Annotated in this window: 24 protein-coding genes and 1 pseudogene; 21 read left to right on the plus strand and 4 right to left on the minus strand. The window is 39.7% G+C overall.

Annotated elements, in window-relative coordinates; translation table 11 throughout:
• Positions 1 to 5 precede the first annotated feature (5 nt).
• The 4 genes from A2J09_RS04905 (at position 6) to A2J09_RS04920 (ending at position 5,196) form a co-directional block, all read left to right on the plus strand.
• Complete coding sequence (locus A2J09_RS04905; RefSeq protein WP_012293978.1) at positions 6 to 1,208, plus strand: MFS transporter; 1,203 nt, start codon at positions 6 to 8, stop codon at positions 1,206 to 1,208.
• Positions 1,209 to 1,370: 162 nt separating this feature from the next.
• A complete protein-coding gene (gene efeO, locus A2J09_RS04910) occupies positions 1,371 to 2,240 on the plus strand; it encodes an iron uptake system protein EfeO (RefSeq protein ID WP_012293979.1) in 870 nt (289 codons plus the stop codon).
• A gap of 6 nt (positions 2,241 to 2,246) precedes the next feature.
• On the plus strand, positions 2,247 to 3,506 hold the full coding sequence (gene efeB / locus A2J09_RS04915) for an iron uptake transporter deferrochelatase/peroxidase subunit (RefSeq protein ID WP_012293980.1): 1,260 nt from the start codon (positions 2,247 to 2,249) through the stop codon (positions 3,504 to 3,506).
• Positions 3,481 to 5,196 (plus strand): FTR1 family iron permease, encoded by a 1,716-nt coding sequence (locus A2J09_RS04920; RefSeq protein WP_012293981.1) that lies wholly within the window; start codon positions 3,481 to 3,483, stop codon positions 5,194 to 5,196. The genes efeB and A2J09_RS04920 overlap by 26 nt, the downstream gene beginning before the upstream one ends.
• Positions 5,197 to 5,252: 56 nt before the next feature.
• Here A2J09_RS04920 and A2J09_RS04925 read toward each other — a convergent pair whose 3' ends face one another.
• Positions 5,253 to 6,107 carry a pentapeptide repeat-containing protein gene (locus A2J09_RS04925; RefSeq protein ID WP_031419663.1) on the minus strand — a complete coding sequence of 285 codons (855 nt, stop codon included), beginning with the start codon at positions 6,105 to 6,107 and terminating at the stop codon, positions 5,253 to 5,255.
• A gap of 176 nt (positions 6,108 to 6,283) precedes the next feature.
• On the opposite strand from A2J09_RS04925, the gene A2J09_RS04930 reads away from it, so the two are divergent.
• The 4 genes from A2J09_RS04930 (at position 6,284) to A2J09_RS04945 (ending at position 11,907) form a co-directional block, all read left to right on the plus strand.
• Positions 6,284 to 7,864 (plus strand): PucR family transcriptional regulator, encoded by a 1,581-nt coding sequence (locus A2J09_RS04930; protein ID WP_231112955.1) that lies wholly within the window; start codon positions 6,284 to 6,286, stop codon positions 7,862 to 7,864.
• A gap of 131 nt (positions 7,865 to 7,995) precedes the next feature.
• Positions 7,996 to 9,264 carry a cytosine permease gene (locus tag A2J09_RS04935; RefSeq protein WP_012293984.1) on the plus strand — a complete coding sequence of 423 codons (1,269 nt, stop codon included), beginning with the start codon at positions 7,996 to 7,998 and terminating at the stop codon, positions 9,262 to 9,264.
• On the plus strand, positions 9,261 to 10,364 hold the full coding sequence (locus A2J09_RS04940) for an S-methyl thiohydantoin desulfurase family protein (protein WP_012293985.1): 1,104 nt from the start codon (positions 9,261 to 9,263) through the stop codon (positions 10,362 to 10,364). The genes A2J09_RS04935 and A2J09_RS04940 overlap by 4 nt, the downstream gene beginning before the upstream one ends.
• Positions 10,357 to 11,907 (plus strand): hydantoinase/oxoprolinase N-terminal domain-containing protein, encoded by a 1,551-nt coding sequence (locus A2J09_RS04945; protein WP_012293986.1) that lies wholly within the window; start codon positions 10,357 to 10,359, stop codon positions 11,905 to 11,907. The genes A2J09_RS04940 and A2J09_RS04945 overlap by 8 nt, the downstream gene beginning before the upstream one ends.
• Positions 11,908 to 12,105: 198 nt before the next feature.
• Here A2J09_RS04945 and A2J09_RS04950 read toward each other — a convergent pair.
• A pseudogene (locus tag A2J09_RS04950) lies at positions 12,106 to 12,366 on the minus strand (transposase); the annotation flags it as partial.
• 420 nt (positions 12,367 to 12,786) lie between these two features.
• Entirely contained in the window at positions 12,787 to 12,939 is a 153-nt protein-coding gene (locus tag A2J09_RS04955; RefSeq protein ID WP_227256802.1) for a hypothetical protein, read from the minus strand.
• A gap of 210 nt (positions 12,940 to 13,149) precedes the next feature.
• On the opposite strand from A2J09_RS04955, the gene A2J09_RS04960 reads away from it, so the two are divergent.
• The 11 genes from A2J09_RS04960 (at position 13,150) to ptsP (ending at position 23,711) form a co-directional block, all read left to right on the plus strand.
• Positions 13,150 to 13,929 (plus strand): hypothetical protein, encoded by a 780-nt coding sequence (locus tag A2J09_RS04960; protein WP_012293989.1) that lies wholly within the window; start codon positions 13,150 to 13,152, stop codon positions 13,927 to 13,929.
• On the plus strand, positions 13,926 to 14,282 hold the full coding sequence (locus tag A2J09_RS04965) for a GntR family transcriptional regulator (protein ID WP_012293990.1): 357 nt from the start codon (positions 13,926 to 13,928) through the stop codon (positions 14,280 to 14,282). The genes A2J09_RS04960 and A2J09_RS04965 overlap by 4 nt, the downstream gene beginning before the upstream one ends.
• A 9-nt stretch (positions 14,283 to 14,291) precedes the next feature.
• A complete protein-coding gene (locus A2J09_RS04970; protein ID WP_012293991.1) occupies positions 14,292 to 15,014 on the plus strand; it encodes an ABC transporter ATP-binding protein in 723 nt (240 codons plus the stop codon).
• A 43-nt stretch (positions 15,015 to 15,057) separates the two neighbouring features.
• Complete coding sequence (locus A2J09_RS04975; protein ID WP_012293992.1) at positions 15,058 to 15,978, plus strand: ABC transporter ATP-binding protein; 921 nt, start codon at positions 15,058 to 15,060, stop codon at positions 15,976 to 15,978.
• Positions 15,956 to 16,894, plus strand: a complete 939-nt coding sequence (locus A2J09_RS04980) for an ABC transporter permease (RefSeq protein ID WP_036161327.1) — start codon at positions 15,956 to 15,958, stop codon at positions 16,892 to 16,894. The genes A2J09_RS04975 and A2J09_RS04980 overlap by 23 nt, the downstream gene beginning before the upstream one ends.
• Positions 16,895 to 17,067: 173 nt before the next feature.
• A complete protein-coding gene (nagE, locus tag A2J09_RS04985; protein ID WP_012293994.1) occupies positions 17,068 to 19,017 on the plus strand; it encodes an N-acetylglucosamine-specific PTS transporter subunit IIBC in 1,950 nt (649 codons plus the stop codon).
• A gap of 96 nt (positions 19,018 to 19,113) precedes the next feature.
• On the plus strand, positions 19,114 to 20,265 hold the full coding sequence (gene nagA, locus A2J09_RS04990; RefSeq protein ID WP_036161330.1) for an N-acetylglucosamine-6-phosphate deacetylase: 1,152 nt from the start codon (positions 19,114 to 19,116) through the stop codon (positions 20,263 to 20,265).
• A gap of 33 nt (positions 20,266 to 20,298) precedes the next feature.
• A complete protein-coding gene (locus A2J09_RS04995; protein ID WP_031419726.1) occupies positions 20,299 to 21,009 on the plus strand; it encodes a sugar isomerase domain-containing protein in 711 nt (236 codons plus the stop codon).
• Positions 20,987 to 21,739: a glucosamine-6-phosphate deaminase gene (locus A2J09_RS05000; RefSeq protein ID WP_171821118.1), complete on the plus strand. Its 753-nt coding sequence runs from the start codon at positions 20,987 to 20,989 to the stop codon at positions 21,737 to 21,739. The genes A2J09_RS04995 and A2J09_RS05000 overlap by 23 nt, the downstream gene beginning before the upstream one ends.
• A complete protein-coding gene (locus A2J09_RS05005) occupies positions 21,736 to 22,002 on the plus strand; it encodes an HPr family phosphocarrier protein (protein WP_012293998.1) in 267 nt (88 codons plus the stop codon). Before A2J09_RS05000 ends, A2J09_RS05005 begins: the two co-directional genes overlap by 4 nt.
• Complete coding sequence (ptsP, locus tag A2J09_RS05010; protein WP_031419728.1) at positions 21,999 to 23,711, plus strand: phosphoenolpyruvate--protein phosphotransferase; 1,713 nt, start codon at positions 21,999 to 22,001, stop codon at positions 23,709 to 23,711. Before A2J09_RS05005 ends, ptsP begins: the two co-directional genes overlap by 4 nt.
• Before the next feature lie 194 nt (positions 23,712 to 23,905).
• On the opposite strand, the gene A2J09_RS05015 is transcribed toward ptsP, so the two are convergent.
• Complete coding sequence (locus tag A2J09_RS05015) at positions 23,906 to 24,673, minus strand: sporulation protein (protein ID WP_012294001.1); 768 nt, start codon at positions 24,671 to 24,673, stop codon at positions 23,906 to 23,908.
• A 323-nt stretch (positions 24,674 to 24,996) separates the two neighbouring features.
• Here A2J09_RS05015 and A2J09_RS05020 point away from each other — a divergent pair, with 323 nt between their 5' ends.
• On the plus strand, positions 24,997 to 25,728 hold the full coding sequence (locus tag A2J09_RS05020) for a cytochrome c biogenesis CcdA family protein (protein WP_036161335.1): 732 nt from the start codon (positions 24,997 to 24,999) through the stop codon (positions 25,726 to 25,728).
• Between the two features lie 31 nt (positions 25,729 to 25,759).
• Positions 25,760 to 26,470, plus strand: a complete 711-nt coding sequence (locus tag A2J09_RS05025; RefSeq protein WP_031419731.1) for a cytochrome c biogenesis CcdA family protein — start codon at positions 25,760 to 25,762, stop codon at positions 26,468 to 26,470.
• Positions 26,471 to 26,520 lie beyond the last annotated feature (50 nt).

Raw genomic sequence — 26,520 nt, forward strand, 5'->3', positions numbered from 1 at the left:
GTAACGTGGAAGTAACAGCAAGAAAGAAACTATGGACAAAGGACTTTTTAATTGTCTCTCTCATAAATTTTACCATTACGTTAATCTTTTATTTATTAATGGTTACGATTGCTGCTTATGCAGTGGAACATTTTAATGCGTCTACAAGTACAGCCGGTCTTGTATCGAGTATTTTTATTATTGGAACATTATTAGGGCGTCTTGGAACGGGCCGTATTATTGGGGATTGGGGAAGCAAGAAAACATTATTCTGCGGATTACTTTTATTTATGTTGTCAACGATGTCCTATTTTATAGCAGGAAATTTACCGTTACTTATGCTGAATCGTTTAATACAGGGGATTGCCCTTGGAGTAGCGAGTACAGCGACGGGGACGATTATTGCACAGATTTTACCACCTGAGCGACGCGGGGAAGGGATTGGTTATTATAGCTTAAGTGCGATTTTGGCTACAGCTATTGGACCTTTTGTCGGTATTTTATTAACACAGCTATTTGAGGATTATCGCATGATTTTTGCTGTTGATTCCGTTTTAGCTATTATCTGCTTTTTCATGTATTTTATCGTAACAGTCCCAGATGCGCCGAAGAAGACAGTGGATGCAGCTGTGAAGGCTGGCTTTAAGATGACGAATTTCATTGAATTGCGTGCTGTACCGATTGCCTTTGTTGCACTGGTAATTGGTTTTGCGTATTCGGGTGTTATGTCCTTTATGACGTTTTATGCGAAGGAGCTTGATTTAGTATCAGCAGGCAGTTACTTTTTCATCATCTATGCTATTGTCATTTTAGCTACACGCCCATTTACTGGGAAATTACTAGATACACGAGGTGCTAATATTATTATTTATCCATGTTTGGTGATTTTTGCTATTGGTATGTATGCATTTAGTTCAGCGTCAACAACCATTGCTTTTTTAATTGCTGCAGCATGTATAGGTATTGGCTATGGTAACTTCAACTCTGTTGCACAGGCTGTTGCTATTAAGGTAACGCCGAATGAACGTTTAGGACTTGCGACATCTACTTACTTTATTTTTTATGATTTAGGATTGGGTGTCGGGCCTTATTTCTTAGGATTATTTGTGCCTTCAGCGGGCTACAGTGCCATATTCTTTGCGATGGTCTTTGTCATTTTATTATCCATTGTGCTTTATTATTTCTTACATGGTAAATATGAAAAAATGAAACAAGTAAAAATTTTGTAGATTAGAATCATTATATTGTGGAAAAAACGTCTTTTTTCTAGTTGTTTATAAAAAACAACTTAAAAATGACGTTTTTTTCTTTTTAAAAAAAATTATCTTGCATTAGAGGATGATAATCATTATCATCACAATATAAAACAAAATCGGGAGTAGGTACGAAGTATGAAAAACAAATCATTATTGTCTGTATTAGTAGCAGGAGGCATTCTAATGGCAGGCTGTGGTAATACAGAAGATACAAAAAAAGAAGATAAGCCAGAAACAGAGCAATCAGATAAAGCTGCACAAGAGGTTGATTTATCTTCTGAACTAGCAGCCTATCAACAATTTGCATTAGAGCAAATGGATCAATTTTTACTAGAAACAGAGAAATTTGTCAATCTTGTTAAGGCTGGAGATATTGAAGGAGCAAAAGCTGCGTATGCACCAGCACGTATGTATTTTGAGCGTTCTGAACCCATTGCAGAAAGCTTTGGCGACCTAGATCCACGTATTGATGGTCGTTTAGCTGATATACAGGAAGAAGGAAAAGGTGAAGAAGAATGGTCAGGCTATCATAAGCTTGAGTATGCGCTTTGGGAAGAAAATACAACAAAGGGCTATGAGGTAGTGGCTGATCAGCTTCTGGCAGATGCGAAGGAATTACATGCCCTCGTACAAACAGTTGAAGTGACTCCTGATTTAATGATAACGGGTGCAGTTGATTTATTAAATGAAGTGTCAACATCTAAAATTACAGGTGAGGAAGAAATTTACTCCCATACAGACCTGTATGATTTTAAAGCGAACATTGAAGGTGCTGAAAAAATCTTTGAAATTTTACGTTCAAAATTAGAAGCGAAAGATTCAAAATTAGTCACAGCGCTTGATGAAAAATTCAAAGCGGTGGACGATTTATTAGCACAGCATGCCACTGCCGATGGTGGTTATATTTCCTACGAGGAATTAACAGAGGACAACACAAAAGCGCTTGCGGCAGCGGTGAATCAGCTTGGAGAACCATTAAGTCAAATGGGAATCATTTTGGAGTGAACATAAATGACAGCATCAAATGAAGAAAAATGGATGAATAAAAAAATCTCTAGACGTGATATGTTGAAACTGACAGGCATTGGGGTGGCAGGTGTTGCCATTGGTGCCTCTGGTTTAGGTGGTGTAATGAAAGCAATGGGCTATGATGTTTTTGAGCCTGTGGCTGACAGTACTACGGCAAGCAATAAGGTCAATTTCTACGGCACCCATCAGTCAGGTATTGTAACACCTGTACAAACGAATATTTATTTTGCTTCTTTAAATGTGTTAGTGACATCGAAGAAGGAACTGCAAGAGTTATTCCAGCAATGGACACCTCTTGTTGTGCGTTTAATGAATGGTGAATTAATGGCTGATATTTCATCGAATACGAGAGTACCGACTGGTGATACCGGTGAGGCAGAGGGCTTAGATGCTGCCAATTTATCAATTACTATTGGTGTGGGTGCTTCCTTATTCGATAAGCTTGGTATGCAGCATTTAAAGCCAGCGGAGTTAAAGGATTTACCACATTTCCCAAAAGATCAGCTACAGAAAGAATATACAGGTGGTGATTTGTGTATTCAGGCCTGTGCAGATGATCCACAGGTGGCATTCCATGCGGTCCGTAATTTAGTGCGTGCAGCATCTGGGAAAGTGGAGATTAAATGGTCACAGTCAGGCTTTAACTCGTTCCCAGCAGGTGGTGGGACCCCCCGAAATCTTTTTGCATTCAAGGACGGCACAGTGAATCCATCCATTACAGATGAAAAGGATTTAAAAAAAGTTGTTTGGGTGGATAAAGGTTGGCTAAAAGGCGGCTCTTATTTAGTTGCACGTAAAGTTCAAATGCATCTTGAAACATGGGATCGTACATCTTTAAAAGATCAAGAAGCTACATTTGGTCGTTACCGTGATAGTGGGGCACCGATGGGTAAAACTAAGGAATTTGATGATTTTGATGTAGAGGCGAAGGATGATAAAGGGAATTATATTATGCCTGATACATCACATGTTCATTTGGCTCGTAAAGCAGGAGCTCATATTTTGCGGAGATCGTATTCCTATGCATCTGGTGTGATGTCGAATACAGGCACTCATGATGCAGGGCTTATCTTTATTTCATTTCAAAAGGACCCTGCCCAATTTACAACGATTCAAAATAGCTTGGGACGTATGGATAAAATGAATGAGTATATTACCCATCGAGGCAGTGCAGTGTTTGCTTGCTTCCCTGGTGTACAAAAGGGGAGTTATTTAGGTGAAGCACTTTTTAACGCGCTGTAGTATCGTTATTGCTTTATTTCTGACTTTAGCTTTACCTGTGCAAGCTGCGCAATCCTATAGTCATTTATATATTGCAATTAGTGATGCATTAATGAATACAAAGCAGGATAAAGAGACAGAGGCTAAACAGGCTCTTGAACAGTTTGCCACAGATTGGGCTAAGGTTTCTTCAGAACAAAAAGAGGCGAAAGCTAAGGTTGATGACATCCTTGCCCAAGCAACAGAGGCCACATCAAAGGATGACCGATTAGAGGCGCTGTCTGCCCTGTCGAATGCTTTACGAGCCCTAGAAAAACTGGAAAATCCAGTAGATGAGGCTGCACAGCGAGCGGAGTTTGGGCAAAAGATGAAGCCGATTTTGGCAGACTTTGAAAAAGCTTTAGCTAGTGAGGATGCTCAGGCAATTGACGAAGCTTATAAGGATTTTAATCTCAAGTGGAACAAAAGTGAGCGCCCCGTACGTGAGCAAAGTATTGCCATGTATGGACAAATCGAAACACAGATGGCATTTTTACGAATCTCTATTTCTGCTGAAGAGCCTGATATCGCGTTAATGAAAACTCAATTTGCAGATTTACAACAAACGATTACAGATTTTGTAGCGGGTAAAGAAACAGCAGAAGCGGTAGAAGGTGACTATTCATTAGCTACATTAATTGCTTATATTGATGAGGCGATGGACTTTGTAGATGACGGTGATTATAAGGCAGCCTCTAATAAGGTTCGAGAATTTATCATGATTTGGCCACGTGTTGAAATAGAAATCTCAACTCGTAATGGTAGTCTTTATACTAAAATTGAAAGTGATATGCCTATTATCGCAAGTGATTTATTAAAATCCTCTGTCGATCAAGAAGCAATTACAAAAAAATTAAATACATTCCGTACAGAAATCGAATTGATTCAAGGAGATTCGGATTATACGCTTTGGGATGCAGCGTTAATTTTATTACGAGAAGGGCTAGAGGCTTTACTCATTATATTAGCTCTTGTATCGTTTCTTAATAAGTCAGGGCAAAAGAAAATGCGGAAATGGATTTATATTGGAGCATTTGTGGGTGTTTTGTTATCAGCCGTTGCCGCAGTTCTTATGTCAACAATTTTAAACTCGGCTACAATTGATACGAATCGTGAATTAATGGAAGGCTATGTAGGCTTACTGGCCGCTGCGATGATGATTGGTGTAGGTATATGGCTGCATAGTAAATCAAGTGTGGTCAGTTGGAATCGCTATATTTCGAAGCAAATGGGCAATGCTATTTCCAGTGGCTCTATTTTTGCCATGGCAGCGATTAGCTTCTTATCTGTTTTCCGAGAAGGGGCAGAAACGCTTGTTTTTTACGCGGGTATTGCACCGAAAATGGCGACTTCTCAGTTTATCCTTGGGATTGTAGTTGCACTCATTATCCTTGCCTTGCTTGCCATTGTGTTGTTTAAGGCAAGTGGGAAAATTCCTATTCATAAATTCTTTGCCGTAGCAACATGGCTCATTTATGTATTAGCCTTTAAGATTATCGGTGTCAGTCTGCATACATTACAGCTGACTAATAAGATTTCTACAACAATTGTCGATGGCTTACCTGTCATAAGCATGATAGGTTTCTATCCAACCGTGGAAACAATGATTGGCCAAGCCATATTATTAATTTTAATCGTGGCAACCATCATTTATAAAAAGAAGCAAGCCTGAACGTCTTTCACAAACGCTTATGGCCTTAAGGGATGTCTCGATGGAGGCATCCTTTTTTACTGCCAGTGTGCTGGACGTTTAATATAAGAAGGTAGTTTGGTAGTGTTATCACCCTGTGCGGCGTTGATTTGCATTTGTGTTAAAAATAAACTTGTCGATAGATCAGCACCACGTAAATTGGTATCACGCAGATCGGCCCCAATGAAATCTACCCCTTGTAAATTGGCTCCTTGTAAATTGGCAGCAATTAAATAGCCACCTCTTAAATCAGTAGCTCGCAAATCTTTACCCTGAAAATTTTTACCTATCCAATCAACGCCGCGCTGATTCAATTTGAGAGAAGCTTTCCCCTTTACAAGATGTTGTCGCATTTGTTCGCTAGTTTTTAAAAGAAGAGCATTTACTGGCATACGAATAGCCATCATGTCCAGTGCCAATAAACCATTAGCGTCAAGTTCCGCTGCCTGCTGTAGCTGTTCTAATTGAACGAGGAGCTGTTCATGGAGCATACTGTCAATTTGATAGGATAGAGCTTCCGCTACATAAGCAATCATTTCATATAGCTGCTCCATAATTGGAAACACTTGAAACATTTTGTCAGCAAGTTCTCGTGATTGGCGCCAATCTTGCCCTTTAAATGTCACTTGGGAAACGTGCTGACCGGCACCTAAGCAATCAAATACAGTACAGCCTTTATAGCCGCTCATCCTTAGCTTGCTATGAATTTGACAGCTATAGTCCTCTGTTAAATTGGAGCATGGCTTGCCTGCTGGTTTATGCATGGCAAAATCACTGGAAGCGACTATATTTAATGCTGTACAACATAATCCAAAGCAGCTTGGGCAATCTGCCTGTAAGCTTTCTCGAATTGTCATGCCAAACGATGTGTCTCTAATTGTTCGATTAGACATCCTTTTTTTCCCTCTCTTCCCTCATGAACTTTGCTATTATTTTAGCACGGGCATATTAGGTTATGAAATATGCAGATAACCATATTTTGAAAGACAGGTGTGATTATGTTATTCTTCTTCACAAGACGTTGTATAGAAAATTTAGAAAAGTAGTGGTGGTTGAACATGGGGTAACGGTGAAAGATTTATTGCAATTGCCTTCCTTTCGCGGGGCAGAGGTTTTAACAGGTCGAGATAATCTGCATCGCACGGTCTCTTCTTTATCTGTTTTAGAAGTATCGAATGTTGATTTTTATTCGAAAATTATTAATCGTGTGCAAGAGGAATGGTATGCAGAAGAGCTGGTGATTAGCTCCTTTTATTCCATTCGAGATAGTGTGGAACAGCAATGTGAGACAATTCAGCATTTACACGATTTAGGAGAGCTGGGCCTTATCTTATATTATGTGGGTATTGTGTTGCCACATATACCAGAGGAAGTGCTTGCCTTAGCCGAATCTCAAGGGTTTATAATTATCTGTATGCCCAAAAATGATTATTCTCTCCGTTATAATGAAGTTATTTATGAAGTTATGGAAGCGATTGTTAGTAATCAGGGTGTTAATGACCATTTCGTTAAAGAAACCTTAGAGAAGGTATCCTTATTGCCTGAGCATTTAAGAAGTGTGGAAATTACATTGAAAATGCTATCAGATCGCTTGAAAGCCAATATTCTGCTAACCAATAGTCATTTGGATATTATCAATCAAGTCATGTGGCCAAGAAATTCATCATTAGATGTGGTCTACGCTATCCATGAATGCTCACAATCACAAGTTTTTCGTGAAACAGGTAAATTTGAGTTAAAACAAAGTGACATCTCATGTGTGATTGACTATAAAAGAGTGCATCAAAAAAATGGGGAGCCTCTCTTTTTATTCCTTATAAAGGAAAATACCGATTTACCTGCCAAGACAATTGAAAAGGTGAGTGAGGTTGTCCAAGTCGCCATTAATTTATGGGGAGACAAGCATGATGAGGTCAGCGAATATGCCCTGGTCAAAGCAATCATCAATGATGAAAGTGAAAAAATGAGAAGATTAGCCAATCTCCTGCATATTGATGTTTCTGCTATTCAAATGATGTGGTTAGTATATATGCATGATTTAGCGGATGAAAAAAAGGTTCGAGATGAGCTAGAAGAGCAGTTGTCTAAATATTATCAAACAAGAGTCATTCAATGTATTGACCACTGTATGATTGTGCTACTCGGAAATTGCTTGTACAAGCACCATGAGTTTGAAATTACTGTCGAATTTAATGAAACTACCAATTATGCTGGACAAATCGCAGAAATCGTCTATGCACCCAAAATGAAAAACACGAAGGCCGTTCGTCAGATGTATCAGTTAGTCAATCAGGTAGGGGATAAAGCCCACACGATATACCCCATGCGAAAATTATTTACGGCAGCTGAGGTTCGTTCCATGAAACGAGCTATTGCTGTAAGTAAGCAAGGGGAAGAAATGATTGAGGAATATTTATCGGTCATTGAACCCATCTTACATGATCATGATACATTACAGACATTGATTACCTTTTTATTAGATGCAAATGCAAGTATGGAGCGCTGTGCGGAACTACTTTATATTCATAAAAATACGGTGAAATATCGTATCAAAAAAATTAGCGAGCTGATTGGCACAGATGTAACTATTTACGCCGAATTTTATGATGTGTATATGGCTTGCATGCTCTATCGATTAATTAATGATTAAAATAATCTGAAATTTTGTTATTTTGAACAAAATTTCAGATTATTTTTTTTATTTAGGCAAAAGACTCCCTTCTATGCTTTCTTTATAATTAAAAACATTCATCCATCAACTAAGTATAAGGAGGGAGTCGCTTGAGAAATGACAACAATGTTCAATCATGGTATAGCTTAGGGATTATTTGGGGTGGTGCCATGATATGTATTCCTAGTTTATTGGTAGGAAATACACTCATTACAAGTATGAGCTTATCGAAGGCACTGGCTGTAGCATTTGTAGGCTACGCAATCGTCGTCTTCATTATGGTATTACAAGGAATGCAAAGTAGTGATTTAGGTAGGCCGACTGTCCATGTCGCTGGGCAAGTGTTTGGTAAAAAAGGCTCTCGTACGATTTTATCTATTATCCTAGCAATCGCTTGCTTAGGGTGGTTTGGTATTCAGGCTAATGTTTGTGGGGTTGCCTTAGCGAATTTGCTAGCCATCTATCACTTGAATATACCGGTTCCTCTAGCATCGTTCATAAGTGGTATGGTCATGGTGGTCTCTGCTATATATGGCATGAAGGTATTACGTATATTAAGCTATATTGCTGTCCCATTATTAGTCATTATTTGTGTATATGGTTTAGTCCAAACATTAACAGGGGAGCAGCTTGAGTTCATTCGTGCTTATGAGCCACAAGGAAATATGAGTTTTATGGATGGTTTAGCAGTGACCATTGGTTCATTCGCATTAGGGGCAGTCATAGCGGGTGATTATTCGCAATATTCCAAAAAACGTTCGGATGTTTTCAAGGCCGCTACGTTAGGAATTATTCCTGCTGGAGTGTTAATGATTGGCGTAGGAGCTATTTTAACAATTGCTTATCAAACAAGTGACATTACCGCAGTCTTTTTGCATATTGCTACACCATTTATCGGCGGGGTTGGCTTAATTTTAGCCACTTGGAAAACCAATTTGGTCAATGCAATTTCAGGCGGTATTGCCTTAATTAATGTATTTGACGTAGCAAAAAACAAAGAGAGAATGGCGATTTTTGTTGCTGGGACAATCGGTACGATTTTAGCAGTCGTAGGGATTTTAAATTACTTCACACCGATTATGTCCATTCTATCCGCGATGATTCCACCTGTTGCAGGTGTCATGATTGCTTCTTATTGGGTTATCCATAAAGGACATAAAGATAGCTGGGCTGAGGTAGAAGGCGTTAATCGCTTAGGGGTGTTTTCTTGGCTAGTAGGGGCAGTGATTGCCTGTATGCCCGTTGTATTCTCTTTCGTTCCTGGATTGCCGACATTACCTAATCAACCGATGATCGGCATTATTATTTCATTTCTTATTTATTATATTGGGTATCGTGTATCCGTACAAAAAACTGCCATATTGGAGGAACATAGATGAGATATTTAGATCAAGCGGCTATTGAACATATAGCTATAGGTGCAGCATTTTTAGGAACAGGTGGTGGCGGAGATCCGTATATTGGGAAATTAATGGCGCTTTCTGCCATTGAAAAAAATGGTCCTGTTAGGCTGTATTCCGTGGAGGAAATTGAAGATGAGGATTTTTTCATTCCCGCAGCTATGATGGGAGCACCATCAGTTTTAGTCGAGAAATTTCCTCGTGGTGATGAGTTTGTAAAAGTTTTCCAAAAGCTTGCGCAGTATTTAGGGAAAGATAAAATTGCCGGTACATACCCGATGGAAGCGGGTGGGGTCAATTCAATGATTCCAATTGTGGTGGCTGCACAGCTAGGTTTACCTTTGATTGATTGCGATGGTATGGGGCGGGCATTCCCAGAGCTGCAAATGGTGACGTTTAACTTAGATGGTATTTCCGCAACGCCTATGGCCATCACAGATGAAAAAGGCAATATCGGTATTTTTGAAACGATTGATAATAAATGGACAGAGCGTATCGCCCGCGCCGCTACTGTTGAAATGGGCGCTAGCTCTTTGGTGAGCCTGTATCCAACAACTGGTGCTCAACTAAAGAAAAGTGGTGTGCATCATATTGTGACACTTTCTGAAAAAATCGGTGAAATTATTGCCTCTAAAGATCAAGAGGTGAACGATAAGCTTGCAAGCCTTTTAAAGCTCATTGCAGGGTACGAGCTATTTCAAGGGAAAATTGTCGATGTAATTCGCGAAACGAAGGGTGGCTTTAACTTAGGGAAAATGCTTCTAGAAGGAATTGATGGCTATAAAGAGGGTCAGATGAAGGTTCATTTCCAAAATGAAAATTTACTGGCAGAAAAGAACGATCAAGTTGTTGCGATGACACCAGATCTGATTTGTTTAGTCGATTTTGAAACCTTGTTGCCTGTGACGACAGAAAGTTTAAAATATGGCAAACGTGTGCGCGTAATTGGTTTACCATCACATGAAAAATGGCGCACAGCAAAAGGGATAGAAACTGCAGGACCAAAATACTTTGGCTATAATTATGATTTCGTGCCAATTGAAGAATTGGTGAAAAAGGGGGTAGCTGAACATGTATAAAATTGGAATTGACGTAGGTGGAACCAATACAGATGCTATTCTTTTAGATTATAATAGTCAGCTAATTTATAGTGTGAAGTCACCGACAAGTTTAGATATTAAATCAGGTACTGAACAATCATTGCAGCAATTATTACAAGGTGCAAACATTGATAAAACGAAAATTACACATGCCATGCTAGGGACAACACAATGTACCAATGCCATTGTTGAGCGTAAAAAGCTAGCAAGGGTTGGTGTTATTCGACTGGGTTATCCAGCTACAGCCTCGGTGCTACCTTATACAGCTTGGCCTTCCGATATGATTGATAAATTATCAGGGAATTATGCAATCGCACATGGAGGCTATGAATACGATGGCCAGCTATTGAGTGCGCTTAATCACGCAGAGATTACAAAGCTCTTAGAAGAGTGGCGTGACCAAGTAGAATCAATTGCCATTGTAGGTGTCTTTTCATCTATTAAAAATGATCAAGAATTGCAGGTTCGTGACTGGATTCGAGCGATCTATGGGGAAGATTTCCCGGTTTCTTGCTCATCGTTAATTGGCTCTGTAGGCTTAATTGAACGTGAAAATGCAACGATTTTAAATGCCGCTTTATGCAAGGTCATTGAGACGACAACACAGGGCTTTATTCAGGCACTTCAAGCGGAGGGTATTTTCAATGTAGACGTGTACCTATGTCAGAATGACGGAACATTAATGTCCATCGACTATGCAAAGCAATTCCCAATCTTGACGATTGCTTGTGGGCCTACTAATAGTATAAGAGGGGCTTCGTATTTATCACAAATTCAAAATACAATGGTATTAGATGTAGGTGGTACGACTTCGGATATTGGCGTGTTACAAGATGGATTCCCCCGAGAATCTTCAGTCGCAGTGGAGGTAGGGGACATCCGCACCAACTTTAGAATGCCTGACATTATTTCAGTCGGGCTAGGTGGTGGTAGTATCGTTCGAGTGAAGGAAAATAAAATTACCGTTGGCCCCGATAGTGTCGGTTATAAAATTAGTGAAGAGGCATTAGTATTTGGTGGGTCAACTATGACAACCACAGATATTGCCGTCCGTTTAGGTCTTGCAGAAGTAGGAGATCGAAATTTAGTGGCACATATTGATGAAGCATTCGCTAAAGCCGTTCAAGAAGAAATTTCTTCATTACTAGAACAAGCCATTGATAAAATGAAAACATCATCAGAGGATGTATCGCTTGTTTTAGTGGGCGGTGGTAGTATTATTGTGCCAGAAAAAATTCAAGGTGTTTCTACTATTGTTAAATCAGAGTTTGGCGGTGTGGCAAATGCGATTGGAGCATCCATTGCACAAATTAGTGGGCAATACGAGCAAATTTATATTTATTCTAAAGAACCTCGGGAGGAATCTTTAGAGGATGCACAAAATAAAGCAGTAAAACAAGCTGTATTAGCAGGTGCCCTTGCGGAAACAATCGAATTGGTTGAAGTGGAAGAAACACCATTAGCGTATCATCCAGAAAACGCAACAAGATTAAAAGTAAAAGTAGTAGGCAAAATGGTGTAGCGATGAAAAGAAGAGTCGTAAAAAGGGCTCTTCTCAGACTGTAGACAAAAGTCATGGAGAAATGTATTCACGATGGCTTTTGTCATTTTTCTTTCTCTTTCATTTTCAATATTTGGTAAATCATTGCTGTATCCAACATACTCTTCGAGCATAAATGCTCTCTTAAGCTGTCTGCCACGTCCAATTAGCTAGTTTCTTTAAATTCATGGCAGCAAAAGTAAGCATCGCCTGCATGGATTGAATACCAAAAACGTACTGAATAAACGTCATTTTAAAGAGAACAACAGGATCAGTACTAGGACGCCCATTAGGTAAATAGAGCTGTTCGACTAAAGGATAGATAAATGAAAAATCAATAGCAGCCTCTAGTTTTCGCACTAAATGATTGTTGGGAACTAATGGATCAATCGTTAACATTTCTAATTGTTCTCGTTCATTGGATGGATTCTTCGTCATCATCGTTTATCACCTCAAAAATTTACTTTTCAACACTCTATGTAGATAAAGTAAGTACTTTATGTAGAAGTTGATGGGAACGATGGGCGGCGACTCCTGCGGGATAAGCGGGAAAGTCGAGATCCTGGACTGAGCGAGGCGAGGGAAGCAGCTCGACCCCGCCCGCGGAAAGCGTCCGCCCGTAGTGAAAATCAACGACTTTACTTTATTTCATTGTAAAAGAAAAAAGACTGTAGGCAATCTCTCAAATTTTTTGAGTTTGTCTACAGTCTGAGAAGAGTCCTAAAAAGGGCTCTTCTTTTTTTTACTTCATGATAGTGGAATTAATAGCACTCTTCGGACTAATCTGTACGTCCTAATTTCTCCTTTTTGGTTTGTCTTTTAAGTTTTTCATTCATCATTTTCTTGTTAAGAATGCTTACTCTACCAACCATTAGCAATCTCATATCCTCTACAATATATTGGGCTAACTTCGGATATGTCATCTCCTTCAATACCGAGTCGGAATTTTTGCCCTTGAATGCCCCCTCTATTTGTAAACTCAATATAGTAGTAAAATAGCACCATTTTTTCCATTTTGGTTCCGCCTTTTGTTGTCTTTGTGTCCTCGCAATGTATTCTGTTTTAGACTTTATTGATACCTGAAGAGAGCTCATGCTATACAAGTTAAATGTTTCATTTTAATCAAACGAGGCTCTCATTTCCTTTTTCTTGTATTTGGTACTTGAAAATAAAGAAGTCATAGTGTAATATCTGACTAGTACACTATGACACGAGGTGTTGAGCATGAAAAGTTTTGTAGGACTTTTAAAAAAAGAATGGGTACTTTACCGCTCATGGTTTTTAATGGGGATATTTGCGGGAATTATGTTTTCTTGGATCGTTCCCTATGGATTACATCAATTTGTTGATCTCTTCCCTAAAGAAAATCAGCTAGCATTTGCCTTTACGCTTCTTGTCCTTTTTGTAGGTGGATTTTATTCTGTTTTACAATTTTTAGCGAGTATGCGTTTGGATATTAAAGCTAAGGAAAGCTGGCTCCATTCCACTAGTTCCATCACAAAGCTAGTAGGAGCCAAGATGGTCTGTTCGCTCATAGGCTATGCGCTTTTTAATACGCTCTTTGTGGGTATTGCCATCTTTAATATAAAAGAAGAGTTTATCGCAAATATTGGACAAATCGTATTCGTTTTAATAGGAATTGTGATTGCGTTAACTATTTTCCAATTTATGTTATTTGTTTTGCTGTTGTTCTTTTTAGCTTTTTACTTGCAATTGAAGCATGTGATTGGGCGTTTTTCCATTGTATTGACGATGGTTGCTTTTGGACTTACCACATCGGCTTGGGTACGAATAACGGAGAGTCAGTTTTATGACACGGTTTTCCACCGTGGCGCCATTTCGTTAAGCAAATTAGAACCGTTTTTACCCAAAGTAAAAGCAACGACAACGATGGAATGGAGGCTGGGCTCTATTTATGTTGTTGAAGAAGTAGCTTCTATTTTACTCATCGTACTGCTTTTTTTAACGGCATCCAAGTGGCTTGAAAAGGTGGTATTACGATGACGATGGATTTTTCACGTGATAAACCAATTTATAGTCAGCTTGTCGATCGGATATGCGGGGACATTTTAAAGGGGCAGATATTGCTTGGAGATCGACTGCCCTCTGTAAGGGAATATGCAGTCGAAACGGGTGTCAATGTTAATACGGTGCAACGAGTCTATAAGGAGTTAGAGGCAATGAATATAACGGAAACCAAACGAGGACAGGGTACTTTTATTACGACTAATGAGGAACGCATCGAAGGATTACGAGATGATATGAAAAATAAGTTAGCCGAAAGTTTTTTAACATCTATCGAGGCGTTGGGATTTTCCAAAGAAGAAATGCTCGTTGTATTAAAAAATAAAGCATGAGGTGAAGGAATGTTACAGCTATTAAATGTGTCTTTTCAGTATAAGAATAAGCCCATTTTACAGGATTTATCCTTTTCCTTTCCTATTGGACAGATCATTGGGCTCGTTGGGGAAAATGGTAGTGGTAAATCTACACTTCTCAAAGTTTTAGCTGGCTTATTACGCTCCTCAACTGGTGAAGTGGTATTGAATGGTCAACCAATTACTCGACGAAGTGCGGATCAAATTGCTTATTTACCAGATACTGATTTGTTTTTTGATTATTATACGGGGGAACAGCTCTTTCAGCACTACGCTTCTCAATTTGAAGACTTTTCCTATGATAAGGCATGTATAGTAGCTGAATTTTTACAGGTGGATAAAAATAAGAAGCTACGTCAATTATCAAAAGGGAATCGTGGACGTATGAAAATGGCTGCTACACTGGGCCGAGAAGTTCCTTATTATTTAATGGATGAACCATTTGCTGGGCTAGACCCCATTGTGCGAGAGCAGCTCATTAAAGGTTTAATTCAATTTACGGACATTGAAAATCAAACGATTTTGCTGTCTACGCATGAATTATATGAGGTTGAACCTATTTTAGATCAAATTATTTTATTAAAAGCTGGCTCTATCACAGCTTATGAAGACGTAGAGACATTGCGTGATGTGACCAATAAAGATGCGGTTCAATGGATGAAAGGTTTTTATGGTCATTCTTCCAATGATAACGATCGCCAACACTTTTAACGATAAAGGCTCAGGCGTAACTAAAAAGAAAGGGTGAATAAATATGACAGAACCAATTGTTCAATTGCAAAATCTATCGAAAACCATTCGTGGAAAGCAATTAATACAACAATTAAACATTGATTTATATCCAGGACAAATTACAGGTTTTTTAGGACCCAATGGGGCAGGGAAAACAACAACGATTCGTATGATGACGGGCCTTATGCATCCAACAGAGGGCAAGGTCATCATTGATGGACTATCGCTACAGGAGCATTATGAGGAAGCGATTAGCAAGGTTGGTGTGATTGTCGAAAATCCAGAAATGTATAAATTTATGTCGGGCTATAAAAATTTATTGCATTTTGCACGTATGCATAAAAATGTTTCAAAGGAACGAATCATGGAGGTCGTTAAACAGGTTGGTCTAGAAAATCGTATCCATGAAAAGGTTGCAACGTATTCTCTTGGTATGCGTCAACGACTAGGGCTTGCTCAGGCGCTATTACATCGACCAAAATTTCTAATATTAGATGAACCAACGAATGGTTTAGACCCAGCTGGTATTCGCGAATTCCGTATGTACCTTCGCAAAATTGCGGCAGAAGATAACGTGTCGGTTTTTGTATCCAGTCACTTATTATCTGAAATTGAGCTAATGTGTGATCGAGTGGCCGTCATTCAAAATGGGAAGCTAATCGACATTCGTGAAATTCATAATGAAAGCACGTCGTTTTACTATGTGGAAGCACAGCCACAAGAGCAGGTTTCTGCCCATCTGGCACAACATGATTACAAGTTTGAGGTAATGAAACAAGGCTATGTAATTGAATTGAAGAAAGAGGATGTTCCTGCATTGACATTAGGGCTTGTGCAAGCAGGTATGCAACTATTTGCCGTACAGCCACATCAGAAAACATTAGAGGATCAATTCTTAGAAATGACTGGAGGCGGACAAATTGCTGAAGCTAATTCAAAATGAATGGATGAAATTATGGCATAAAAAAGGGACGTGGGCAATGGTCGCTATGCTTGTCCTTGTCATTCTAGTTCCTGGCGGCATCATGAAGTATTATGAGGGTAAATCATCAGATGAGGGATCATGGCAGGAGATAGAGCAGCAGTCTATCCAAAATAATAAGGCAATGCTGGCAGAGGAGGACATATCCGAGGAAGACAAAGCATTTTTTGAAGAGCGAATTGCTATTTCGGAGTACCGATTAGCCCATGATGCGCCGAGTCAAGAAGATAGCAGCCTTGCAAGCTTTATGTCCTTTACAAGCAATATGCTAACACTTGTCACTTTATTTACGGTGATTACTGCCGCAAGTATTGTCTCCAGCGAATTTTCAACAGGTACTATTAAAATGCTGTTGACTCGTCCTATGTCCCGTGCGAAGGTGTTAACGTCTAAATTATTGACAACCTTCTTATTCGGTTTGTTTTTAGTTGCTGTAAATGTAGTTGTGAGTGCAATTGTAGGTTTAGTATTATTTGGTGTAGGCTCAGGTGTGGAATTAGAGATTGTTAATGGTCAGGTGGCTGAAAAGGCAGTATGGAATGATTTAGCCTACCATTATCTATTATCTGGCGGTGATTTTGTTATGTCTACATTATTTGCCTTTTTAGTTGGTTCAGTATTCCGTTCGAGCTCATTAGCAATCGGCTTAACGATGTTCCTGTCATTTACAGGTGGCATGATCATTATGTTCTTAAGTAGATACGACATTGTCAAATACATTTGGCTAACACATGCAGATTTAACTCAGTATGAAAAAGATATGTTAATGGTTCCAGATATGACAATGCCTTTCTCGCTAACTGTATTAGCTATTTATGCTGTAATTTTCCTAGTGATTAGTTATACATCCTTTATGAAACGAGACGTTACTGCATAATTTAAAGAAGAACTGTGCCCTAATGCTTTATTAGGGTACGGTTTTTTTACATCAAGAATTATTAAAAAAGTATTTATTTTTTTTCAAATTGCGCCTATAATAATAGCAACTTAATGAAAACGCTTTTTTTTCATAAAAGTGGTCTAGACAACTATACCAAAGGGGGATAAAGAATGTTTGCTTTCTTACAAAAAATCGGTAAGTCACTTATGTTTCCAATCGCGACATTACCGGCAGCAGCCTTGCTTTTGCGTTTAGGTTCTGGGGATATGCTTGGAGCAGTGCCGAATGAAGCCATTCAGTACATTGCTAGTATTATGGCCGCTTCTGGGAATGCTATACTAGGCAATTTACCTATTATTTTTGCGATTGGTATTGCGATGGGGTTAGCACATGATAGCAGTGGGGGAGCAGCTCTTGCAGGTGCGATTGCTCACCTCGTATTAGTAGCCGTTTTAGGGACGGTTAATGAAGAATTAAATATGGGTGTGTTTGGTGGTATTATTGCCGGTATTACGGCAGGCTTACTGTATAACAAATATTATAATGTGAAATTTCCAGAATGGTTATCATTCTTTGGTGGACGGCGGTTTGTACCAATTATCACGTCCATCACTATGGCGATTTTAGGGAGCATTTTAGCCATTGCTTGGGGACCAATTCAGGGCGGTATTGATGCTGTCGGCAATTGGATGATCGGTGCAGGATCACTTGGCGTTGGGATGTATGGTTTCTTCAACCGTCTATTAATACCAGTTGGTCTTCACCATGTAATCAATACGGTTATTTGGTTTGATTTCGGTGAATTTACGAATGCCGCGGGTGAAATTGTGAAAGGGGATATCCATCGTTTCTTAGCAGGCGATCCAACAGCTGGACATTTCCAAGCTGGTTTCTTCCCAATAATGATGTTCGGTTTACCAGCAGCTTGTCTTGCGATGTATTTCACAGCGAAAAAAGAAAAACGACCGATTGTGGGTGGAATGTTCGTATCTATCGCTTTAACAGCCTTTTTAACAGGTGTGACGGAGCCGATTGAATTTTCATTCATGTTCTTATCACCTGTTCTTTATGGTATCCATGCAGTATTAACAGGTATTTCCCTTGCAGTTGCCTATATGGTTGGGTTCCGTGATGGCTTTGGATTCTCAGCAGGGTTAATTGACTACTTGCTAAACTTAGGTTTGGCCGATAAACCATTAATGCTTCTACCATTAGGTTTAGGCTTTGGGGCCATATATTTTGTCGTCTTTTATTTCTTGATTAAAAAACTGGACTTAAAGACACCAGGACGTGAAGATGATGAGGAAGAGGATGGGGAATCAAATTCAGCTATTTCCGATGATATTGATGTACGTGCCTACTACACAATTGAAGCATTAGGTGGTAAAGAGAATATTCAGCAAGTGGATTACTGCACGACTCGTTTACGTATGTCCGTACAGGATGCCAGTGTCGTGGATGAGAAAACATTGAAGCAAACAGGTGCGCGAGGTGTTATGCGTATTAGTAAAACCAATGTACAAGTAATTATTGGAACATCTGTTGAGTTTTTAGCGGAGGCTATGAAAGAACGTCTGCAAAAAGGCAACCCAGCACCTGCTAATGTCCAGTTGCTGACGGAACAGCCTGTAGCGACAGCAGAAGTAAAAAGTGACGCAACAACAACTTTCCATGATTTTGAAATGCCAATGACAGGGGATTTATTACCGTTATCAGAAGTACCGGATGAAGCATTCTCTGCTGGCCTGATGGGTCCTGGTTTTGGGATTCGTCCAACAGATGGAACTGTTTATGCACCGTTTGACGGTCAAGTGGTGATGATTTTCCCAACGAAGCATGCGATCGGTTTAAAATCTGAAACTGGTGTAGAATTATTAATTCATGTCGGTTTAGATACTGTAACACTGAATGGTGAGGGCTTTGACATGCTTGTATCAGATGGTCAAACAATTAAACGTGGAGAGGCATTATTAAAAGCAGACATCACAAAAATAAAGGAACAAGTGCCTTCCATTATTACCCCTGTCGTTTTCACTAGCCTAATGGGGCAAGAGATTACGTTAGAAAAATCAAGTTTCCAAAGAGCAGGCGCTACCAATATTATTTCATTGAAAAAGTAACAAGTCATGGGGCTGTGTGCAGAGGGAACATAGGCAATCATATTGCAAATGGATACCTTTTCAACAGCCCTTGTTCAAGAAGAGGAGATGTTTTTCTTGAGTTTAATAATTCGGAACATCACAGTGGTCAATGCGAGTGGTCGAGATGAACAGATGGATGTGTGGATGAAGGACGGCAAAATTGCTCAGATTGCCCAGCATATTCACGCGCAGGGCGTTGATCAATTAGAGGGTTCAGGAAAGTTTTTATTGCCAGGATTTATTGACATGCATATTCACGGGTCTGCCCAAATGGATACGATGGATGCATCTGATGAAGGGTTACATATCATGGCCCAATCACTATTAAAAGAGGGTACAACCAGCTTTTTAGCCACTACGATGACGCAAAGCTTTGACAAAATCGAACGGGCCATCGTCAATGTGGCACAATTTCAGCCAAAGTCAGATGAAGCGGAAGTACTTGGTCTGCATATTGAGGGACCTTTCGTATCGAAGCAGCGTGCAGGAGCTCAGCCACTTGATTATATTGTCCAGCCAGATATGGAAGTCATTAAAAAATGGCAAGCATTAAGTGGTCAAAAAATTAAACAAATTACGCTGGCACCGGAGGAACCTAATGGAATGGCAGCTGTCCAAAGCCTTTCTGAAAGTGGCGTTATTGTATCAATTGGTCATTCCGACGCTACATTTGAGCAAATGCAGGAAGCTGTTCAATTAGGTGCATCACAGGGGACTCATTTATACAATCAAATGCGTCCATTCCATCATCGTGATCCAGGTGTGGTTGGTGGTGTTTTGCTAGTAGATGCCATAAAGGCTGAACTAATTGTTGATTTTATTCATATGCATGAAGGAGCTGTGGAAATGGCTTATCGCTTGAAGGGGGCAGACGGCATTATTTTAATAACGGATGCGATGCGAGCGAAGGGTATGCCCTACGGTGAATATGATTTAGGTGGTCAATTGGTGCATGTGACAGAATCAGGCGCACATTTATCGAACGGTTCACTGGCAGGCAGTATTTTAACAATGGATCAAGCAGTACGAAATATGCGTCAGATTACCAACTGTACATTGGAGGAGCTTGTGAAAATGTCCAGCTATAATGCTGCCCAGCAATTAAAATTAACGAACAAAGGGCAGCTTACAGAAGGGTATGATGCGGATGCAGTGATTGTAGATGAACACTTGCTGCTCCATCAAACGATTAAAGCTGGCCGGATCAGGGTGCAGACAAACAATTAGGAAGAAATGTTTGAAATGAAAAGGTGATAGATGATGAATACCTATTTTCAACAAGTCAATCGCTATTTAACAATGGTGGCACAACAAGAAAGTGAACAAATTAACCGTGTAGCTCAGTTAATCGTTAAACGTCTAGTACAGGGAGGCATTATCCAGTTATTTGGTTCAGGTCATTCCATGTTATTAGCACAAGAATGTTATTTCAGGGCTGGTGGCTTAGTTCCAGTCAAACCGATACACATTGAATCCTTAATGCTACATCAGGGAGCCCGGCAATCTTCACAAAATGAAAAGAAGCAAGCATTTTTAGCTCCTTATAAGGATGAGCTACAGTTTGATGACAAAGATGTTTGTATCATCATTTCAACCTCTGCCAACAATCCAGTACCAATTGATATGGCGATTTACGCAAAAGAAGCAGGTGCGCATACGATATCACTACAATCATTGGCCTATCAACAGCAGCCATCACGCCATCCCTCAGGTCAACGTTTAGAGGATATCGTGGATGATGTTTTAAATACGCATGTACCACTAGGGGATGGGGTTTTAACAGTTGATGAGTTCCAATATGGACCTGTATCTACCGTATTAGGGGCAGCGCTACTAAATGCTCTATGCGCTCAGATCATTGAAATTCTGCATGAACAAGGGGCAAGCTTACCCGTATTTGCTAGCAGTAACTTAGGGAACACCAATAATGATGAGCTCATTGATCAATATGGTCAGCGTATTCATTTTTAAGACCTTAGGAAAAGGAGGATATGTGGTGAACATAGAAAGATTGAATTCAAAAGAAGATTTATATGCACGAGCCGTTGCCATCATTGCGGCTGCTAAAAATAATGGGTCCACAACGTTCGGGCTAGCTACTGGTGGAACGATGGAACCGTTGTATGCTAAAATCTGTAAAACAGATATTGATTTTTCGAATTGCATCAGCTTTAATTTGGATGAATATGTAGGGCTTGAAGCTAACCATGAGCAAAGCTATGCCTATTACATGCATCAGCATTTATTTCACGAAAAACCATTCCAAGCTTCTTATTTACCAAATGGCTTAGCGACGAATCCTTTAGAGGAAGCAGCTCGCTATGAAGCGCTATTACAACAACATTCCTTAGACTTTCAATTGCTTGGTATCGGACAAAATGGCCATATTGGCTTCAATGAACCAGGTACATCATTTGAGTCCTTGACACATCTTGTAACATTGGAAGAATCGACTCGTCAAGCCAATGCTCGCTTCTTTTCATCGATTAATGAAGTGCCCACGCAAGCGTTCACTATGGGGATTCAATCTATTATGCGTGCAAAATGCATTTTGTTAATTGCAGTGGGAGAAACTAAGCGTGAAGTATTAGAGCGTGTGCTGGCCTCTGATTATACAGAGGAAATTCCAGCAAGTGCTTTAACCAAACATCCAAATGTCATCATTTTAACAGATTTACAAGTAGAGGAGAATAAATCATGAAAACACAACAATTTACAGTAATCGATCCGTTAGGAATTCATGCACGTCCAGCAAGCCAGCTTGTGGCAAAAGCTACACCATTCGCTTCCGCAATTGAAGTGCGTACTGAAGAAAAAGCAGCGAATTTAAAATCTATTCTTGGCGTAATGGGATTAGCTTTAAAGCAAGGTTCTCAATTTACACTATATGTAGAGGGGGAAGACGAAGATCAAGCATTTGAGGCATTAGCAACATTACTGACAGAAATGGGGCTTGCACAATGACACATCTCGCTGGTATTGCCGCTTCAGACGGCATTGCCATTGCTAAAGCGTATCGGTTTGTACAGCCGAATTTAACATTTAGCCAAACAACGGTTCAAGATGTTCAGGCGGAGCAGCAACGTTTAGCCGCTGCCCTTGCCAAAACGGAGCAAGAGCTAGAGGCCATCAAACAGCAAACATTAAAAAAATTCAGTGCCGAGGAAGCAGCCATCTTTGAAGCGCATTTATTAGTGGTGAAGGACCCAGAATTAATTGGGCCTATCAATCAAAAAATAGCTGATGAAGGAGTCAATGCAGAATTTGCCTTACATGAAGTTTCATCAATGTTTGTGGCGTTATTTGAAAGTATGGATGATGAATACATGAGTGCACGTGCTTCAGATATTAAAGATGTGACCAACCGCATTTTAGCACATTTACTCGGTGTACATATTCCTAACCCAAGTAGTATTAGTGAACAGGTGATTATTGTAGCTAATGATTTGACTCCTTCAGAGACAGCTCAATTGGATCGTAACTTTGTCCTAGGCTTTATTACGGATATTGGGGGGCGCACCTCTCATTCAGCCATTATGGCACGTTCATTAGAGATTCCAGCAGTAGTTGGAACTGGTGTAGCAACGACTACGATTCAAGATGGAGATATATTAATCGTGGATGGTTTATCCGGTCAAGTGTTTGTCAATCCAACGGCTGATGTGATCGTTAGCTATCAAGAAAAAGCCCAAAGCTATCATACTCAACAAGCGGAATGGTCGACCTTAGTAAACGAACAAACGGTGTCCAAAGACGGTGTACATGTAGAGCTAGCCGCTAATATTGGCTCTCCAGGCGATTTGGAGGGCGTATTGCGCCATGGGGCTGAAGGAATTGGCCTATATCGTACAGAGTTTTTATATATGGGCAGAGAAAACCTGCCATCTGAGGATGAGCAATTTACGGCTTATCAAACGGTTCTTGAGGGAATGCAGGGGAAGCCAGTAGTCATTCGCACACTAGATATTGGTGGAGACAAACATTTGCCCTATCTACCGCTACAGGAGGAAATGAATCCATTCCTTGGTCATCGTGCCATTCGTCTATGCTTAGAGCAACAGGAATTATTCCGTACGCAATTGCGCGCTCTACTGCGAGCATCTGTATATGGAAACCTCAAAATTATGTTCCCGATGATAGCGACTATTCAAGAGTTCCGTGATGCCAAAGCGATTTTGTTAGAAGAGCAAGAAAAGCTAAAAGCAGCGGGGGAGGAAGTAAGTGCTGACATTGAAATTGGTATGATGGTTGAAATTCCTGCTACAGCAGTGATGGCTGATGTTTTTGCGAAGGAAGTGGACTTTTTCTCCATTGGAACGAATGATTTAATTCAATATACAATGGCTGCAGATCGTATGAATGAAAAAGTATCTTATTTATATCAGCCTTATAATCCAGCTATTTTACGCTTGATTCAAATGGTCATTCATGCCGCCCATCAAGAACAGAAATGGGTAGGGATGTGCGGAGAGATGGCAGGCGACGAGCTAGCAGTTCCTTTATTGCTTGGCTTAGGCTTAGATGAATTTTCAATGAGCGCAACATCCATTTTGAAAACACGCTCTTTATTGAAGCGCCTGTCTGTTAAGGACATGCAAGCTTTAGCGACTGAGGCGTTACAAGTAGCAACAGCTGAAGAGGTTATGGAAAAAGTAAAGCAAGCGGTGAAATAACTTTTCTATTAGCTACACGTGGTAAATGGTTCAGGCTGTAGATGAGCTCAAAAAAATGTTGAGTTGTCTACAGTCTTTTTTCTTTTTCACAGCAAAACCCGATTTTTTTGCCATGACATAAAATCATCTCCTCCATACGTGTGCTTGGAGATAAAAAAGTAGTTGAAGTGCTCTTCAACTACTTTTTATTGAATTTATATATGCTTTGAAATAAGTTGTTGAAGCTTTTCTGGAAGCGTCGGTAGATCATGCATCGTAATCGTTGTTCGAACGTAGCTTTCATCCATCTCTAGAGCCTCTGCGAAGAAGCTTCCAATCCCTCTTACTTTGCGGTCAATTTGTAATAGAATTTCTGCAGAGTGATTGGACTGCGAGAGGAAAACTATTTCAAGTTCATCTAGATGTCCTCTAAAGGAACCTGTTGGTACAAATTCAAACTCCTGTACAAATGGATAATATCCACGGAAGCGTGCTGGGGCTTGTTCACATTCTGCTTCTCGTAAACGAAAACCTAATTGCCCTATAGCGTCAAGTATATGTGATGCGAGGCTTGTTGGCTCTACACGAATATAATCTTTATCACTTGGGTCTACGGCATTTTTAATATCAAGTCCAGTTTGAATCCAAACTTGCGTTTTGCCCGCACTAATGGGTGTTTCAAAGGGCAGTGTCAATGAAATGGGAATGACCTTCTCTTCACTAGCTGCTAGTGTAAAAGGCTCTGTCACTTTGACTTTTTGTAGAGTGGCCACCTCTGTATGTTTATGATCATTGGACTCTCGTATATATGTCGTATTTATAGATAAATAGATAGAATCCACTTGTTGTTCAACTTGACCACCACGCACGATGATTTCACCTCGCATGACTTCTCCAGCTCGATAAGTATCCTTTTCCAACCTTGTATCAACTGTTGCTGAACCTATTCCAAAACTTGCTAGTGCTTTATGAAAAAAAGACATTCTTACATTCCTCCTACTGACATTGTTAGATATACATACGCACAGTTTGAAAAAAGGTTTCAAGACTCATAAATTTTTCGCCATACTCATTGGAAATCGAAAGAGGGATGGCGATAGCACGAGCAATGAAACCATATCTAGTATCGCTCTCCCGGTGTGGATTCGTATGATAGCGTCTACCAACAAAAAGACATACTTTGATCACATCATAGTTTTCTCAAAACGGTGTGTTCGATTTCTGCACCGTTTATTCATATTTAACCTTTATACTAGTTTTGGCTAGTTTTAAAGCTGAAATGATGAACAGATAGAGGGTGTTTCAATTGTATAGTTTTTTGTCAGCGATTAGTCAATTTATGAGTGAGCCAATCAACCAATTTTTAAATGCCTATGAGCATTCAGCTTGGGCTATGGCGCTTCTTTTAGGTCTCATAGGGGCACTAGCTCCCTGCCAAATAACCGGTAATATGAGTGCGATTACATTTTATGGAAATAGGACGCTTCAAATGAAAAATAATTGGCAGGATATTCTGTTTTTTATTTTTGGAAAAGTAGTTGTTTTTAGCGGACTTGGTTTTTTAGCATGGTTATTTGGACAATCGTTTGAAACTAAAATGACATTGTATTTCCCCATTTTTCGTCAGGCCATTGGACCAATTATGATACTGACAGGGCTCGTTTTATTAGGTTTATTAAAGCTAAAATTTTTAAATCGCCTATCGAATCTTATTCCTCCTGTTATGAAAGGGGGCAAATTAGGTTCCTTTTTAATGGGGGCTAGTTTCTCTATTGCCTTTTGTCCAACCATGTTTGTGCTGTTTTTTGTATGGCTAATGCCCATTGTGACAGGCACTTCCTATGGGTTTATCTTACCGAGTATTTTTGGGGTTGCCACTTCTGTACCACTACTTATCATGCTTCTCTTCATTTATCTTTTCGATGCTAAGCGTCTCATTTTACGAAGAAGCATGAAGATGGGGAGAGTTATTCAATTAATGGCAGGCATATTGTTACTATTACTAGGTATAATGGACACCATTACATATTGGGGATAACTTAACTTGTAAGATGTAAGGAGCGAACAAAATGAATCCAGATATGAATCTTTTTTTAGCCTTTGGCGCAGGGTTTTTAAACTTTATTTCGCCTTGCACCTTACCGCTCTATCCAGCTTTTATTTCTTATATTACAGGAATGTCATTGGATGAGCTTCAGGGAGACAATAAAAAATTAAGAACGATTGGTATGTTGCATACACTATTCTTTTTAATTGGATTTTCTGTGATTTTTATTTTCTTAGGCTATGGCTCATCTGTTGTGGGGTGGTTTTTCTTCCAGTACCAAGATGTTTTGCGACAGGTTGGGGCTATATTAATTGTGCTGTTTGGTTTAATTATTATAGGTGCTTTATCCCCGAAATTTTTAATGCAAGAAAAACGTCTTTCCTTTAAAAATCGTCCCACAGGCTATTTGGGCTCTTTTTTTATTGGTCTTGCCTTTGCAGCGGGCTGGACGCCCTGTACAGGCCCAATTACGGGGGCAGTTTTTATGATGGCTTCCCAGCATCCAGGGATGGGTATGTTTTACATGATCGCCTATGTGTTAGGGTTCGCCATCCCATTTTTCCTTCTATCACAATTTGTCACGAAATTCGCATGGATACGAAAGTATAGTCACATGATCACAAAAGTGGGTGGCTATTTTATGATTGTGCTAGGCATTATTCTATTTTTCGATGGTTTAACAAGAATCATCATTTGGCTAAGCCCCTTGTTCGATGGTTTTTCAGGATTTTAACGACCTTCATCATTTCTCCATACTTCTTTGTTACATTCGTTTTGTTGTAA

The organism is Lysinibacillus sphaericus (assembly GCF_001629735.1).
Lineage (GTDB): Bacteria > Bacillota > Bacilli > Bacillales_A > Planococcaceae > Lysinibacillus > Lysinibacillus pinottii.

What these genes read in the sequence shown, in the direction of transcription:
- A2J09_RS04940 (WP_012293985.1), top strand. Translation starts at nt 9,261, where the DNA reads ATGAGATATTTAGATCAAGCGGCTATTGAACATATAGCTATAGGTGCA.
- A2J09_RS04925 (WP_031419663.1), bottom strand. Translation starts at nt 6,107, where the DNA reads ATGTCTAATCGAACAATTAGAGACACATCGTTTGGCATGACAATTCGA.
- A2J09_RS04965 (WP_012293990.1), top strand. Translation starts at nt 13,926, where the DNA reads ATGACGATGGATTTTTCACGTGATAAACCAATTTATAGTCAGCTTGTC.
- A2J09_RS04970 (WP_012293991.1), top strand. Translation starts at nt 14,292, where the DNA reads ATGTTACAGCTATTAAATGTGTCTTTTCAGTATAAGAATAAGCCCATT.
- A2J09_RS05015 (WP_012294001.1), bottom strand. Translation starts at nt 24,673, where the DNA reads ATGTCTTTTTTTCATAAAGCACTAGCAAGTTTTGGAATAGGTTCAGCA.
- nagE (WP_012293994.1), top strand. Translation starts at nt 17,068, where the DNA reads ATGTTTGCTTTCTTACAAAAAATCGGTAAGTCACTTATGTTTCCAATC.
- A2J09_RS05025 (WP_031419731.1), top strand. Translation starts at nt 25,760, where the DNA reads ATGAATCCAGATATGAATCTTTTTTTAGCCTTTGGCGCAGGGTTTTTA.
- A2J09_RS04995 (WP_031419726.1), top strand. Translation starts at nt 20,299, where the DNA reads ATGAATACCTATTTTCAACAAGTCAATCGCTATTTAACAATGGTGGCA.
- A2J09_RS04955 (WP_227256802.1), bottom strand. Translation starts at nt 12,939, where the DNA reads ATGGAAAAAATGGTGCTATTTTACTACTATATTGAGTTTACAAATAGA.
- A2J09_RS04945 (WP_012293986.1), top strand. Translation starts at nt 10,357, where the DNA reads ATGTATAAAATTGGAATTGACGTAGGTGGAACCAATACAGATGCTATT.
- efeB (WP_012293980.1), top strand. Translation starts at nt 2,247, where the DNA reads ATGACAGCATCAAATGAAGAAAAATGGATGAATAAAAAAATCTCTAGA.
- A2J09_RS04975 (WP_012293992.1), top strand. Translation starts at nt 15,058, where the DNA reads ATGACAGAACCAATTGTTCAATTGCAAAATCTATCGAAAACCATTCGT.
- A2J09_RS05000 (WP_171821118.1), top strand. Translation starts at nt 20,987, where the DNA reads ATGGTCAGCGTATTCATTTTTAAGACCTTAGGAAAAGGAGGATATGTG.
- A2J09_RS04960 (WP_012293989.1), top strand. Translation starts at nt 13,150, where the DNA reads ATGAAAAGTTTTGTAGGACTTTTAAAAAAAGAATGGGTACTTTACCGC.
- ptsP (WP_031419728.1), top strand. Translation starts at nt 21,999, where the DNA reads ATGACACATCTCGCTGGTATTGCCGCTTCAGACGGCATTGCCATTGCT.
- efeO (WP_012293979.1), top strand. Translation starts at nt 1,371, where the DNA reads ATGAAAAACAAATCATTATTGTCTGTATTAGTAGCAGGAGGCATTCTA.
- A2J09_RS05005 (WP_012293998.1), top strand. Translation starts at nt 21,736, where the DNA reads ATGAAAACACAACAATTTACAGTAATCGATCCGTTAGGAATTCATGCA.